Annotated in this window: 12 protein-coding genes; all 12 read right to left on the reverse strand. The window is 62.6% G+C overall.

Annotation, left to right across the window (positions count from 1 at the left end; all coding sequences use genetic code 11):
* Nucleotide 1: 1 nt before the first annotated feature.
* Complete coding sequence (locus tag SCD_RS15225) at nt 2-274, reverse strand: AtpZ/AtpI family protein (protein WP_009207789.1); 273 nt, start codon at nt 272-274, stop codon at nt 2-4.
* Nucleotides 274-669, reverse strand: coding sequence for a F0F1 ATP synthase subunit epsilon (locus SCD_RS15230; RefSeq protein WP_009207790.1), 396 nt, complete (start codon nt 667-669; stop codon nt 274-276). Before SCD_RS15230 ends, SCD_RS15225 begins: the two co-directional genes overlap by 1 nt.
* Complete coding sequence (atpD, locus tag SCD_RS15235) at nt 666-2,057, reverse strand: F0F1 ATP synthase subunit beta (protein ID WP_009207791.1); 1,392 nt, start codon at nt 2,055-2,057, stop codon at nt 666-668. The genes SCD_RS15230 and atpD overlap by 4 nt, the downstream gene beginning before the upstream one ends.
* Nucleotides 2,058-3,359, reverse strand: coding sequence for a hypothetical protein (locus tag SCD_RS15240; protein WP_232504481.1), 1,302 nt, complete (start codon nt 3,357-3,359; stop codon nt 2,058-2,060).
* A 76-nt stretch (nt 3,360-3,435) separates the two neighbouring features.
* Nucleotides 3,436-5,079, reverse strand: coding sequence for a phospholipase D family protein (locus SCD_RS15245; RefSeq protein ID WP_051338867.1), 1,644 nt, complete (start codon nt 5,077-5,079; stop codon nt 3,436-3,438).
* Complete coding sequence (locus SCD_RS15250; protein WP_009207794.1) at nt 5,076-6,281, reverse strand: hypothetical protein; 1,206 nt, start codon at nt 6,279-6,281, stop codon at nt 5,076-5,078. The genes SCD_RS15245 and SCD_RS15250 overlap by 4 nt, the downstream gene beginning before the upstream one ends.
* 2 nt (nt 6,282-6,283) lie before the next feature.
* Nucleotides 6,284-6,886: a DUF6691 family protein gene (locus tag SCD_RS15255; RefSeq protein ID WP_009207795.1), complete on the reverse strand. Its 603-nt coding sequence runs from the start codon at nt 6,884-6,886 to the stop codon at nt 6,284-6,286.
* Nucleotides 6,883-7,323: a YeeE/YedE thiosulfate transporter family protein gene (locus SCD_RS15260; RefSeq protein ID WP_009207796.1), complete on the reverse strand. Its 441-nt coding sequence runs from the start codon at nt 7,321-7,323 to the stop codon at nt 6,883-6,885. The genes SCD_RS15255 and SCD_RS15260 overlap by 4 nt, the downstream gene beginning before the upstream one ends.
* 25 nt (nt 7,324-7,348) lie before the next feature.
* Nucleotides 7,349-8,437 carry an FAD-binding oxidoreductase gene (locus SCD_RS15265; protein ID WP_009207797.1) on the reverse strand — a complete coding sequence of 363 codons (1,089 nt, stop codon included), beginning with the start codon at nt 8,435-8,437 and terminating at the stop codon, nt 7,349-7,351.
* The gene (locus SCD_RS15270) at nt 8,430-11,522 is read right to left on the reverse strand and encodes an efflux RND transporter permease subunit (RefSeq protein ID WP_009207798.1); all 3,093 of its coding nucleotides are present in this window, start codon (nt 11,520-11,522) and stop codon (nt 8,430-8,432) included. Before SCD_RS15270 ends, SCD_RS15265 begins: the two co-directional genes overlap by 8 nt.
* The gene (locus SCD_RS15275; RefSeq protein WP_009207799.1) at nt 11,519-12,634 is read right to left on the reverse strand and encodes an efflux RND transporter periplasmic adaptor subunit; all 1,116 of its coding nucleotides are present in this window, start codon (nt 12,632-12,634) and stop codon (nt 11,519-11,521) included. Before SCD_RS15275 ends, SCD_RS15270 begins: the two co-directional genes overlap by 4 nt.
* Entirely contained in the window at nt 12,631-14,067 is a 1,437-nt protein-coding gene (locus tag SCD_RS15280) for a TolC family protein (protein WP_161626953.1), read from the reverse strand. Before SCD_RS15280 ends, SCD_RS15275 begins: the two co-directional genes overlap by 4 nt.
* Nucleotides 14,068-14,145 lie beyond the last annotated feature (78 nt).

Here is a 14,145-nt window from a genome sequence, read left to right on the forward strand (position 1 = left end):
TTCAGTTTTTCCGGATATACAAATATACGTTCATGCCACCGACGAAAACCCCCGTCACCAGCAGACTCACCGTCCATCGGTAAGAATAGCCTGCCAGCAAACTGTCGATCCAGTGGCCGAGATAGGCGCCGCCCACCACCGGCAGCACGAACAACAGCGCCAGGGTACCGAGAAACACACTCTGGGCGAGCAGCGTCGGCCTGTCCTTCTCCGCCTGAACCATACGCCTGGCCTGTTTCTCGATGTTCTGCCGCAAACGTTCGCCGTTTTCCATCACTCCACTCCCAGTTGCGCCAATCGCCTGAGCATCTCGGCTTCCAGCCGGTGCAGCTTGCGCCGGGTCTGTTCCAGCGCCTGTTCCTCTTCCAGCAATTCGCGGGTGATGGCCTGGGCGATGCGCTCCACATCGGTGTCGCGCAGATAGCGCCGGGTGGAAATGCGCAATTCGTTGTCAACGAAATACAGCAGCCCGCCGGGAAAGCCAAGATATTCGTGGCTGCCATCCGCCATCAGCAGGCGCGCCAAGCCGAAGGTAAGCGCGGTCATGAAGCGCTCGTGCCGCGCCAACAGGCCGAAGCTGCCGCTTTTGTCCTCACCGGTGAAGCCCGCTACGTTCTCGATGCACTCGTATCGGTCGGCGGCAAAAAGGTGCAAGGTTAAAGTGTTCATGGTAGCGCGTCCTGCATGGCGCCGCGCATGTAGCAGCGTTCCTCGGACAATTCATCGTACTCGCCGCGCAGGAAAGCCTCGCAATCAGTCAGGGTTTGGCTGAGCGGCACCGACACGCCACCGGCGGCATTCTGCGCCGTCATGGCGTGAAACGGCTGGGTGAGATAGCGCTGCAGTCGGCGCGCACGCTGCACTACCCGCCGGTCGGCCTCGGACAGCTCCTCGATGCCGAGCATGGTAATGATGTCTTCCAGTTCGCGGTAGCGCGCCAGGTGCTCGCGCACGTCGTGGGCCACTTGATAGTGGCGGTCGCCGAGAAAATGCCGGTCCATAAGATTGCTGCCTGAGGCGAGCGGGTCGACCGCCGGATAAATGCCCTTGGCTGCCTGGGTACGGGACAGGATCACGCGCGTGTCGAGGTGGGAGAGGATGGCGCCTACGGCAGGGTCGGTCATGTCGTCGGCAGGCACGTAGACGGCCTGCACCGAGGTGATGTTGCCGAGCCGGCTGGAGACGATGCGGTCTTCCAGTTCCGCCACTTCCGACGGCAAGGTAGGCTGGTAGCCGACGGTGGCGGGCATGCGCCCCAATAGCCCCGACACCTCGGAGCCCGCTTGTACGAAGCGGAACACGTTATCCATCAGGAACAGCACCTCCTTGCCCAGCGTGTCGCGCAGGTATTCGGCGTAAGTGAGCGCGGCCAGCCCGACGCGGAAACGCACCCCCGGCGACTCGTCCATCTGGCCGAACACCAGCACCGCGTTGGCTAGCGCGCCGTTGTCGCCCATCTCGTGCCACAACTCGTGTCCTTCGCGGATGCGCTCGCCCACTCCGGCGAACACCGACACCCCTCCGTGCAGGGAAGCCACCGCCTGCATGAACTCCATGATGAGCACCGTCTTGCCCACCCCCGCACCACCGAACAGCCCGGTCTTGCCGCCACGGATGAAGGGACAAAGCAGGTCGATGACCTTGATCCCGGTCTCCAGGATGCCGCTCGAAGGCAGAGTATCGGACAATAGCGGCGGCGGTGAGAGCAGGTTGCGAAACTCCTTCGCAGCCAGCGGCACTCCGCCGTCCAGGGGCTGGCCGAAAGCATCCAGCAATCGTCCAAGGCATTCTACCGATACCGGCACGCGCAACGGCGCGCCGCTGTCGAACACCGGCGTGCCGCGCTGTAGTCCCGCAGTGCGCGATAGCGCGATGGCACGCACCTGATGCGGATTGAGATGGTGCAACACTTCCAGCACCGCGCTGCCGCCGTTAATGGCCACTGCGAGCGCCCGATGTAGCGGCGGGAGCTGCTCGCAGGCGATGTCCACGACCGGGCCGTGTATTTCGACGACGCGACCGACAGAAATAGGCAAAGTGTCCACGGCGTTATTCATTCAAACTTCTCCCGCCACCTCATCGGCAGCGCTTATCGGCACCACGAACACCGGTGCGAAGCCACCGCCCGGCGTGCGAAAGTTGGTAGTTTGTCCCGAATATAGCCGTGCTGCAACAAGCTGGATCATGCCGCCGTAGACATAGGCGCGTACGTCGAGCTTGAGGTCGACTGCTGTTCCATCCACTTGGGTCAGGCGTTCGCTTGGCGGGGCGATGGTTTGCGCCACGTAGTCGCCTGCGAGGATTTCTTCCCACACCCGCCGCGTAAGCTTGTCGCCGCGGTAAGCTGCCTTGCTGCCGTAACCCGATGCAGGTTTGAAGAACAGCTTGCGGCGTTGCGACCAGAGTTGCTCCGCCCGTTCCGGCACGACCTGTTCGGTACGCGGCACACCTGCCAGCAAGGTTTCCCGTAGCGCCTGTGGCACGCCCAGTCGAGTGAGCGTCTGAGCATCGCTCAAAATCGCCAGATTGCGCTTGTCGGCATACAGGGCATGGGCACGCGGATGTGGCGTCAGCACCACGGCACCCGCCTCGTAAGCCTGGCGTAGCGCGACGTGGGCGGGGTCTTGCAGATAAAAATCGGTGACCCGGTTGTAAACCATGTTGATACTTTGTTCGGCATGCCACAGCCTGCCATCACGCCAAGCCAGCTCCCTTGCATCGGCGATCTCCGCGTCAGCGCCAAAGCGCGCAAACATGCGCTCGAACAGCTGAAACTCGGGGTAAAGATACTGCGCAGCCGGGTCGTCGTCGACGATGGCGATGCGGCCGAGTGGCATATCGCCGCGCTGGCGGCGCCATTCTCCGGCAAACATGGCAAAAAAAATCTGCTCAAGCTGCATGAGCTCGGTGGGCGGCTGAAACGCCCATTCCATTTCCTGGCAACAGACCTGCTGGGCGCGCGCCAGCACAACGTTGAGCAGCGCGCCGCCGGCGTTGGTGTTGATTTCGATGAGCTGCGGGCCATGCTCGCCGAGATGAAAATCAAAGCCCATGAACGCACCTATGGGGCCATGCTCCAGCCTTGCAATCGCAGGCGCGCGGGCGAGCGTTGCCGCCTGATATTCCGGCAGTGCCACCACACTTTCAATCGCAGCGACAATGTCCGTCATGCCTTGGTACTGTTCAGGCGAAATGAATACCGTCGTGGCAGAGAAAAGATTGGGGCGGCTACGCGCAATTTCTTTATACAGCCCCACGAGCGAAGGATCGGCTTCCAGCTGGCGGCGCAGACGTTCCGGGTCAAGGGTGCGACAAGCGCAGCCGCGATTCAGGCTTTGTGCGGTAACAGGCGTTTTCATGTGCTGGCTCATGGAATTTTTGGCGGATGAACGAGTTCAAGGAACTGGAACCATGCGACGCTTGTATCTCCGCGCATCATAACAGTTCCTCCGGCGCCAGCGTGCCGAGCAGGCCGGCGACCATGCGGCGCCACACGCTCGCCAGCGGTTCGCTGTCGTAACGCACCAGCCTGCCGTCCTCGCGGCCGACCCAGACGAGCGCGGCGTTCTTGTTGCCGGGCTCAGTCAGCTCGACGCGGAATGCCTCTTCTGGTGCCGTGGCCTCCTCAAGCAAGGAAGTAAGTTGTGCGCCCAACGCTGCGCTCTCAATTAGTATAGCAATCTCGGTATTCGATACCCGCGAACGCGGATCAAGATTCATCGAACCGATCAGTACAGATTTTCCATCCACCACTACCGCCTTGACATGCAGACTGGCGCCCGAAGACAGCCCCGGGCGGACACTGCCGGATTGGCCGGCACGAGGCCGCATCTCATGCAGCTCCACGCCACACGCAATCAGCCTGGGGCGATAGCGTGCATAGCCCGCGTGCACCACCGGAACATCGGTGGATGCCAGGGAATTGGTCAGCACGCGGACGTGAACTCCCCGCTTGACGAGGCTGCAAAGCAAATCCACGCCGCGCGCAGACGGGATGAAATAGGGCGAAATCAGGATCGTCTCATGCTGCGCGTTTTCGACAAGCCGACGGATGGCCATGGCAACCGGCCGGCCTTGTTTGGCCGCATCAGCAACCGCTAATGCGGGCACATGTGTATCGTAGACCGTGGCGTACGCGGGCACGAGCGGGAATTGGCCCGCGCGCACCAGGGGCCCGATTCCGCTCGCGCGCAGCGTGCGGGCATATTCCGTGGTGTGGAAGCGCTCGGCATGCGCCGCCATGCGCGACAGAACCAGATCCACATCCCCAGCGCCCGGCGCCCCACCCACAAACGCCGCGATTGGCACTGCCAGATCGCTGTTCCAATATTCGTCGAAACTGCGCGACATCTCCATCACCACCGGGCCGGCTGCGAGCACGTCGAGGTCCGCAAAGTCGTTGTCCGTACCCACGTTGAAGTAGGCGTCGCCCAGATTGCGCCCACCGATAACAGCGACCGCATTGTCGGCGATCCACAGCTTGTTGTGCATGCGCCGGTTGAGCCGGGCGCTGTCGCCGAGCAACTCGAACAACCGGGATATGCCCAGCGGACCGCGATAAGTAAAGGGATTGAAGACACGGACCTGGACATTCGGATGCGCCGCAAGGGCGGCGAGATCGAAATCCCGGCCGACCGCGTAAATGTCGTCGATCAGTAGCCGCTCGCGCACACCGCGCTGTGCCGCGCGTAGGGCCCGGTAAAGCAGCAGCGTGGCGCTCGCATCCTCCGCCACGATGTAATACTGCAGGTCGAGCGTGCGTTCGGATGACTCCGCCAGCGCCGCCCGGGCAAGAAAGGCCTCCTGCCCCGAAACAAGCAGGTGAAAACCGGACAGGTCGGGAGATACCCCGAGTTGCTCGGAAAAGGCGCGTCCTAGCGAGGTTTCTTCCGGATGGCCAATGGCAAATGACGGCGGACGCGGAACATCGGTACGGTAAGTCGAGCAGCCCGTGGTGGCCGCTGTCGCTGCGATCAAGAGTGTCAGGTACAGTGTTCTCAATCTCCAAAACAACCCCTGCCCACCTGGCTGGGCAAATTGGCGGACGATCTCACCGCGACCGAAGCGCACGGTGCTCACTCCACTTTTCCCCGCAGGAACATGACGAGAATCAGCCCGGACAGCAACGCCGCGCCAATGGTCCAGGCCAGCACCGCACCAAGCCCGGTGCGGTAATACCAGGTGGAAATACTGGCGGCGATGAAGCCGATCTCGCTGGCGCCGAAGACGATGGTGAGCCAGAACTGCAACAGAGTCATGTGACGCTGGGAGCGCGTGGTGATGGCGAAGCTCACCGCTTCCAGCCGCTCCATCACGGCATCGTAAATGTCCTCGACGCCGAGCAGGCGTTCGCCGTCAGCGGTCACGGCATCGCTGAAGCGGGTGGCGTTGGTGATCGCGCCGTAGTATTCCTCCAGGCCGTCGATCACCTCCTGCTTGAGCATGATGAGTTCCTCGACCGATTTCGGCATGTGGCGCGATAGCCGGTCGTAGAGGTGTTGCAGCACCGCGTGTTCCAGCAACAGGAGTTCCAACGTGACGAGAAAAGGCAGGGCGCTCTTCGGCGGCAGGCCCGCAGGTGGCACATCCCCGGCAGCGCCTTCCTGGTCATGCAGATCAAGCCCGCTACGGCGCGAGAGCAAGGTCATGCCGCCTTGTCTTGCACAGTAGTCACGGGACAGTTCCTCCGCCACAACTCCGGGCTTCAACGCCCGCTGTGATCGGTCGAGCAACAGCAGGCGCACGAGGTCCGGCCCATTCTGATCGATGAAGGCGGCCAGTGGTTGTTGCCGCAAACGCAGCAAGATCAGCGGGAGATACAACCCCGACCAGGTGGCCTTGCCGGTGATCTCGTGATTGACCGAGCCCAGAAACCGCCACAGACGCACGATCAGTCCGTCTTCCCCTTCCGGGTCGAGCCACGTTATCCAGCGTGCGGCGTCGAAAGACTGCGATGGCGCAGGCAGCCAAACCTCCCAAAGTGCCACGCCCGACTTGTGGCTGAGCAGATAGACGTCGGCATGTGCGGGAGCTTCATCCGCGAGCCCTTCCAGCGCGATACGGCCCAGCGGCCAGCGGGTGATGCGTCGCGCTTCCAGGAAGGTCTTGCCCAGCAGCCGCCGTTCGAACTCGGCAAGGCCCGTCGTGTATGCCTGCGACTCGCCGGGCGGCAGCGGCGCCACACCGGGAGGCAGCGTGCCAAAGCCCTTGAACACGCCTTTCAGCCGGACAGAAAAAAGCAGGGTGAAGGCAGGTTCGACAACGGACGCATTCTGATCCATGCTCACTCCGACAATTCCTTCGCGCTGATCGCGCCGCCATCGCGGTTTTCAAACCAGGCGCCCAAACGGAAGCCTGCGAACGCCAGCCCGGCCAGCCCGGCCAGCGACAACAGGATCAGCCAGGTCGGTAACCCGGTCAGCGCGGCAAGCGTCTGGCCCTTGGGGCCTTGCGCAGCCATGTATATCCCCTGCAGCGCCTTGAAATTTGCGGCAAACAGGGTCGTGCCGATCAGCATGCCCAGCATGAAGACCAGGGCATCGACCCGCCCGGTAAACAAACCGACCACGGAAGTGCCGGGACAGTAGCCGCCGATGGCCATGCCCGCGCCCAGCAGGGCACCACCGATGGTCATGGCCCAGAAAAATGTAGTTTGAATCTTCAGTGCATCGAAGCGCAACCAGCCGATGACGTCGAATAGCCACAGGCCAGCCGCCGCGACGACGATGGCGGTGAACATGACCTTGAACACACTCCAGTCGCGCAGTGTGAATTGCGCAGTCAGTTTGCGCGGGCTACCGAGGCCGGAAACATCGAGAAAATAGCCAAAAAAGAATCCGGCCACGAGCACGGCCAGCATGCCGCTGTTTTCGAGAGGGAAGTTCATTGCCAGAGCCTCCGTGTCAGCGCCGACAGCAACAGGCCGGCGGCAAAGAATGCGATCAGGAATACAAACGCCGCCACCGCCAGCACGGCACCGCCGGAAAGTCCCAATCCGCTGGTGCATCCGCGCGCCAGCGGCGCGCCGAAGCCGGTGAGCACCCCGCCGCCCAAAGCCAATACCAGCCGAACAGCCACGCCGACGATTTCCCAACTGATCCATTCATCGAGGGGATGGCCCTTGGCGAGATAGGGCTTGAAATAAGCGTTGGCTTCGGCCCACACGGGATTAGCCATATCACTCAGCCAGACCGCCGTGCGCGTGAAAAATCCGTTCGCGCCCAGGCCGTGGCCGGTAAACAGAAACATGCCCAGCAACGCCAGGCCCAGCCCGGCACCCGCCGCGAGCGGCGGCCAAAAGTTTTGTGCTTGTCTGTCGTCCATGTTCAACTCCGCGTGTCGATGCGCATCATTCCAGCCCGAAGGAATCAATGACGATGTGGTCGGGGGCGATGCCCGCCGCATGCAGGGCGTCCACCACTGGGGGAATCATGCCGGGCGGCCCGGCGACATAGGCATCGTGGCCGGCGATGGGCAAAGGGCTCTGGCGCAAGGCATCTGCGACATTACCCTCCACCACCATCACCCCGTGCGGAATCCGGAAAGCATCGAGGCCGCGCTCGGCGGCGAGCACGATATGCAGGTTCGGATATTGGCGAGTCCAGGCGACAATCAGGCCCACGGCGTAGCAATCATTCATATCCCGCATTCCCCAGAAAAGCTGCATTTCACGCTGCGGGGCGAGCTTGAGCTGCTGTTCGATCAGCGCCTTGATCGGTGCGAAGCCGGTGCCGCCTGCGACAAACAGCAGCGGCCGGTCGAGCGGCGAGCGCATGGTGAAATGGCCCAGCGGACCGCGCACCTGCATGAGGTCGCCCTCCTTCATGCGCTTGAATGCCCAGTCGGAGAGACGGCCGCCTTCTACCTGGTGAATGTGCAGCTCAATGCTGCCGTCGTCGCGCGGGGTGTTGGCAATGGAATAGGCGCGCGAAAGATAGGGGCTGCCGGGAATCCATACTTCCACATACTGCCCCGGTGCGAACTCGCAGAAGCACTCGCCGCTTGTAACCGGCGCCAGCCGAACTACCAGGATGTCGGGTGTCTGGCGGTAGATGTGATCAACCCGGAGTTCGACCATGCGGTCGGGATGGGGCATCTGCGACGACCAGGCAAGCTGGTCATGGCGTGCGATCAGGTCGTCTTCGATGGCGTGGCGCACCTCGGGTTTTGCTTCGAGCGCGAACACCGTCGAGAGAGGTGGAAACCGTATCGCGTGCGTCGGGCAGGTATTGGCGCAGGTGGTGCAGCCGACCATGCAGTTGAGCGGGTCGACCACCACGCTTTTCTTGCACTCATAATCGAAGCGGTAAACCAGACGGCTGCAACCGGTGACGCAGGTGCCGCAACCGATGCAGGCGTCCTCGATCACCGTCGGGTTCCAGTGGATCTGTTCGCGCGGCACGCCGTGCCAGGGTTTCAGAAATTTCGGATCAGGCATGTTGTTCTCCTTTGAGTGCCGGATTGCCTGTTTCCCGGTTCGCCATCAAATACAGGACGGGCATCAGGAACAGGGACACGAAGTTCTCCATCAACAGACCGCCGATGGCGGCGATAGCCATGGGTTGCAGCATGTCGCCACCGGCCTCAAGCGCCAGCGCCAAGGGAACCAGACCGATCAGAATGGCGGTGGTGACCATGATGCGCGGCCGCAGGCGCAGTTTCGCCGCCTTGAGCACCGCGTCGCGCACCGGTAACTGATTTTCCTCCTCCAGCACGCGGGCATAAGTGAACAGCAGCACCCCGGCATTGACCACCGCCGCCAGGACCACCAGCACACCGATGATGACGGTGGCGCCGAGCGGTTTGCCGGTGAAGAGCAACAAACCCGCCGAACCAGCCAGGCAAAACGGCACGCTGCCGAGGATGAGGGCGGGCAGCTTGACGCTGTTGAACTGCACGGCGAGCACGATGAAGGAAAAGAACACCGCGAAAACGAGAATCAACAGGACGGAGCGGGTCATCTCGCTCATCATTTGCGCCTGGCCGCCATAGGACAGTTGATAGCCGGGCGGGACGGTTTCCTTGGCCATGGCAGTCTGGAGTTCGCCCAGTGCTTCACCCACACTCACGCCGCTCGCATCGCCGCGCACGATCACCATTTTCACCTGATTCTCACGCACGATTTCCACCGGCCCGCTGGCGAGCCGCACCTGCGCCAGGTCGATGAGACGCACGGAGCCGCCCTGAACGGTGGTGATGCGTAAATTTTCCAGATCGCTGCGGTTGCTCACACGGGACTCCGGCACCATCACCCGGATGTCGTAGTCGTAATTCCCCTCGCGCAAGCGCGTGGCGACCGTTCCCGACACTAGGGTGCGCAGAGTGTCCGCCACGTCGGCTACCGACACGCCCATCTCGGCCGCCCGGGCGCGATCCACCTTGACCTGATACTCCGGCTTGGAGAGGTCCATGGCCACGTAGACGTTGGTGAAATGTTTCAGCTCGTTCATGGTTTGCGAGACATGGCGCGCCATGTCGAACAGCCGCGCCATGTCCGCGCCCTTGATTTTTACCTCGATGTCCGCATCGCCCAGTTTGCGCATGCCCTTGACCTTGGTTTGCGAAACCGTGACCTTGCCGCCCGGCGCCGGAACCTTGACGACGATGGGACGCAATTCGGCAATGTATTGCTGGGTACTGATCGTACGTGCCTCGCCCGGCAGTAACTGGACGTTGATCTCGCCCTCGTTGGCGATCTCGAAGGTGACGGTGCCCACCGCCTTGCCACCGGCCATGGCGAACAGGCTTTCGATGCGCTTGTCGCCACCGATGCGCTGTTCGATGTCGCGCAGCACCCGGTCGGTTTCGGCCAGCGAGGCGCCGGTGGGCAGCTTGACCTTGACCAGGATGCGCCCGTCGTCCATCTGCGGCAGGAATTCGCTGCCCAGCTTGACCGTGGCGAATCCACCCGCCACTGCGGTGACGATGAAGACGGCGAGAACCGGATAGCGGTAATCGAGCATCCACGCCAGCCAGCGGCCATAAGCCTGGGTAATGCGATCAAAGAACGCCTCGAAGCGGCCTTTGGCCTGAATTTTCACCGCACTGCCAAGCAAGGCGGCGGTCAGCATCGGGGTGAGGGTAACGGCAGTGGCGAGGCTGATGAGCACAATCCCGGCGATGACCAGGATGAGTTCGCGAAACAGCAGGCTGACCAACCCCGGCACCAGGAGAAAAGGTACGAACAGGGCGAGGAAGGCCAGGGTAGAGGCAACCACCGCCGGGCCGATGTCGGCGGTGGCGGTTGTCACCAGTTCGTTGATCGGCTGTTCGGGGTGTTCATCGCGCTGCCGCGAGATCGCCTCGATCACCAGGATAGAGTTGTCTACCAGCACGCCGATGGCGATCACCAGGCCACCAAGGGAAAAGATATTGAGCGAGAAACCGGCCATCTGCATGAGGCCGAAATTCATGATGAGGATCAGCGGCAGTGCCACGGCAATGACCACCACTTGCCGCCAGGAACCGAGGAATAGCCAGACGATCAGCACCACCAGGATCGCGGCCTCCGCCGCTGCGGTTTTCACCCCCTTGAGCGCATCCACGACATAGGTGCCCTGATTTTCCACCATGCCCAGCGCGATGCCTTGCGGCAGGCCGGACTTGAGTTCGGCGAGGCGTTTTTCCACGGCGCGCGACACCTCGACAGTGTTGGCATCGGCCTGCTTGAGCACCGAAAGCTTGACTGCGGGTTGCCGATCCAGGCGGGTAATGACGCGCGCTTCCCGGTGCGAGTCCACCACCTCGGCCACGTCCCGCAGGAACACCTTGGCCGCGCCATCGCGCAGCAACACGATGTTGCGAATATCATCCAGCGAGGCGTATTCGCCCATGGTGCGGGCGATGATTTCCTGTGGGCCGACCGTCACGCGACCGCCGAACTGCTGCACGTTTTCCTCGCGCAGCCGCTTCAGGACGCCGCTGATGGTGAGGCCGTATTTTTCCAGCGCATCGGGCTTCAAATGCACGCGAATCTCGCGTTGCAAGCCGCCGACGATCTCGGTGCCGGCCACGCCGGGCACTGAAAGTATCTGGTCTTGCAGCCATTCGTCAGTCCAGGTGCGCAGCTTCACCAAGTCGAGGCGGTCGGAACGCACTGTCAGTTGCAGGATCGGTATCTGCGACGGATCGGCCTTGAAGATCACCGGCGGGTCGATGTCCTTCGGCAGCTTGCGCGCCACCCGCGCCAGGGCTGCGGTAGCATCCTGGTAAGCCACGTTGATGTTCACCCCGTAGCGAAAGTTGGCGATCAGGCTGTACATGCCTTCGATGGAGGAGGATTCAAGATAGTCGAGGCCGTCCACCGTCATCATCTGGCGCTCGATGGGATCGGCCAAACCCCGTTCGATCTCTTCCGGCGTAGCGCCGCTCCAATAGATGTTGAGCTTGACCATCGGATAGGTCATATCCGGCAGAAAATTGACCGGCAAGCGCCACAGGCCATATAGACCCAGCACAGCCAGCGCGAGCACGATGGCGCTGGTGGCAAGACGGCGGCGGACCGAGTAAACGGTGATTTTCATGGCTGCGTAGCCTTGGGCTTGGCCGCATCACCCGCATTCTTGGCAGCAGCCTCCGGCAATTTCACCGCCGCGCCATCCTTGAGTTTTTCCTGCCCGGCGACGATGAGCTTGTCGCCTGCGTCGAGACCGCTGACGATGCGCACCCGGCCATCCACCTCGATACCGGTTTCCACCTTGCGTCGCACCGCCTTGCCGTCTTTCGCGACGAACACCGCAAAGCCGCCGCCGGGTATGGCGGCCAGGCTGTAGGCTGGAACCGTGATCGTATCGGCGAGCGTCTCCCTCACCAGAAAAGCGCGGGCGAACATGCCGGGCAGCAGATTGGGCACATCAGCGACGGTGATTTCTGCGGTGCGGGTACGGGTGCGGATGTCGAGATAGGGATAGAGCCGCGACACGCTGCCGGCATAGCGTTTTCCCGGATAGGCGTCGAGTTCGACTTCTGCCTTCATGCCCAGCGCCAGGCGGGCGGCTTCCTGTTCCGGCACCGCGAGGCGCACGATCAGGCTTTTCGGTTCGTAGATTTCGGCCAGCGGCGCGCGTGGGGCGACGAAATCGCCGTCGCGCACCTTCATTTTCGACACCACACCCGCCCAAGGGGCAAGCACCGCATAGTCGCGCGTGGTCTCCTGCGCCTTGACCAGCAGCGCCCGCATCCGCGCCGCGTTCGCCGCCGCACTATCCAGTTGCTCGCCCGCCAGCGCGCCGCTTTCGACTAGGCGGCGGGTGCGGGCAAGATTGTCTTCTTCTTTCTTCAAATCTTCGCGCGATGAGGCAACCAGCGCCGTAGCGCCTTCCGTGCGCCCGAGGGTGAGCAGCACCTGGCCGGCCTTGACCAGGTCGCCTTCGCGCACGCGCACGCCGAGCACCGGGCCTTCGGCGGGCGAGGCCAGTTGCGCGATGCGCCCCGCCTCCACCGAGCCGGTGAGCGCGATAGTCAGCACCAATGGCGCCTTCTTCACGATTTCCACCCGGACTGGCGCGGCTTTCTCGACGGCCTTGTCCTTGGCGGGTTCCACCTTTTTTTCATCCTTGCCGCAGGCGCCGAGGGCAAGCAGGAAAACCAGGCTGACAGCCAGCAGCGGCTTGGCGAAATTGTGGTTCGATTTCATGGCAGATTTTCTCCTGTGGCCAGGGCCAGTTGAGCGGCGGCGGCATTGGCGTCCGCCAGTGCACGGATGTGGTTGGCCTGCGCGTCCAGCAGCGCCGATTGAGCATCCAGCACATCCAGCACGGTACCGCGGGCAAGGGTGTATTTTTCCTGCTCGATGCGCTGGCTCTCCGCAGCCAGGTCGATCACCTTCCCGGTGCTGGCGAGCCGCTCCAGGCCGGAGGCCAGGTTGGCGTAAGCGGTTGCCACTTCCAGGCGAATTTGCAACTGGAGCTTGACCAGGCGTTCGCGCTGGGCGCCCAGCTTGGCGTTTTCTTCATCCACCCGCGCACTGGTGCGACCGCCTTCGTAAAGTGGCATCTCAAAGGTGATGCCGATGCGGGTCACGTCGTCGTTGGTTTGAAGCCCCGCCGGGTGCTGCGTCGGCTGATTCATGATGCGGTTGCCCACGCTGCCGACCAGATTGACCGTAGGCTGGTGTCCGGCACGCGCCGCCTCGACCCGCGCCGTTTGGGCTTCGAATTCCGCGCGAGCGGCAAGCGCGTCCGGGCGGTGTTCCAGCGCCGCCGCTGCAAGCGTTTCAATGCCACGGGTTTCGCCGGCGGGTGGATCCAGCGGTCCCGCCAAGGTAAAGTCGGCCCCCTCGCCCATCAGGTTGAGCAAAGCCTGCCGCTGTACGGCCAGGTTGTTCTTCTCCCGCAACAGCCGCTGGCGGATGTCGGCAAGCTTCACCTTGGTGCGCAAGGCATCCACTTTCGCTGCCTTGCGCGCGGCGATGAGGGCATTGACCCGTTCGAGTTGGGAGGCCAGCGTTTCAGCTGAAAAGTTGAGTGAGTCGATCAGCCGCGCTTGGGCAAGTTGACCGTAGTAAAGGCTGGAGACGTTATAGACCAGCTCGCCCCTGGAGCGCGCCAGACGCTGCCCGGCCGAAGCTTCGAGCAGTTCCGCCGCACGCATTTCGGCAGTGAGCCGCCCACCAGTGTAAAGCGGCAAGCGCAGCACCAGGTCGGCGGCCAGGATATTGTCGCCGAATACGCCAAGTTCGCCGTTGTAGCGTGCGGCGGTCAGACGCAAATCGTCGCCGTAGCGGGTATAGCCGCCCTCAATGGTGATCCGGGGCAGAAGGGCGCCCTGCGCGGTCTGGGTGCGCGCCGCTGCAGCTTGACCGTCGAACGCCGTTGCCGCGACTTCCGGGTTATGGGCGAGTGCGTAGGCAATCAATTGCTTCAGGGGCTGGCTAACGACGGCGGCATGAGCGTCCGCTTCGGGCGCAGCCATGGCTTGGCCGACCGGCATCAAAGCAACAGCGCAGGCGGCCAGGCCTGCCCATAACACGCCCCGCAAGTTTAGCTTCGGAAATACTGAAATCAAGGTGACCCCTCTCTCTTTCATGTTCGTGTCGAGCGGTTTACGGCAATGTGTAGTGCGAGTCATGGATTCCTGTTGCAATGTGGCGTGAGATGATCGTGCATTGCATACAGCCTGATCCATCGTCCGCCCGGCAAGCCTAAG

Origin of the sequence: Sulfuricella denitrificans skB26, from assembly GCF_000297055.2 — a bacterium.
GTDB lineage: Bacteria > Pseudomonadota > Gammaproteobacteria > Burkholderiales > Sulfuricellaceae > Sulfuricella > Sulfuricella denitrificans.

Coding starts and splice junctions, on each gene's coding strand:
- SCD_RS15240 (WP_232504481.1), bottom strand. CDS start 3,359: ATGAAAACGCCTGTTACCGCACAAAGCCTGAATCGCGGCTGCGCTTGT.
- SCD_RS15225 (WP_009207789.1), bottom strand. CDS start 274: ATGGAAAACGGCGAACGTTTGCGGCAGAACATCGAGAAACAGGCCAGG.
- SCD_RS15250 (WP_009207794.1), bottom strand. CDS start 6,281: ATGGATCAGAATGCGTCCGTTGTCGAACCTGCCTTCACCCTGCTTTTT.
- SCD_RS15265 (WP_009207797.1), bottom strand. CDS start 8,437: ATGCCTGATCCGAAATTTCTGAAACCCTGGCACGGCGTGCCGCGCGAA.
- SCD_RS15280 (WP_161626953.1), bottom strand. CDS start 14,067: ATGACTCGCACTACACATTGCCGTAAACCGCTCGACACGAACATGAAA.
- SCD_RS15270 (WP_009207798.1), bottom strand. CDS start 11,522: ATGAAAATCACCGTTTACTCGGTCCGCCGCCGTCTTGCCACCAGCGCC.
- SCD_RS15260 (WP_009207796.1), bottom strand. CDS start 7,323: ATGGACGACAGACAAGCACAAAACTTTTGGCCGCCGCTCGCGGCGGGT.
- atpD (WP_009207791.1), bottom strand. CDS start 2,057: ATGAATAACGCCGTGGACACTTTGCCTATTTCTGTCGGTCGCGTCGTC.
- SCD_RS15255 (WP_009207795.1), bottom strand. CDS start 6,886: ATGAACTTCCCTCTCGAAAACAGCGGCATGCTGGCCGTGCTCGTGGCC.
- SCD_RS15275 (WP_009207799.1), bottom strand. CDS start 12,634: ATGAAATCGAACCACAATTTCGCCAAGCCGCTGCTGGCTGTCAGCCTG.
- SCD_RS15230 (WP_009207790.1), bottom strand. CDS start 669: ATGAACACTTTAACCTTGCACCTTTTTGCCGCCGACCGATACGAGTGC.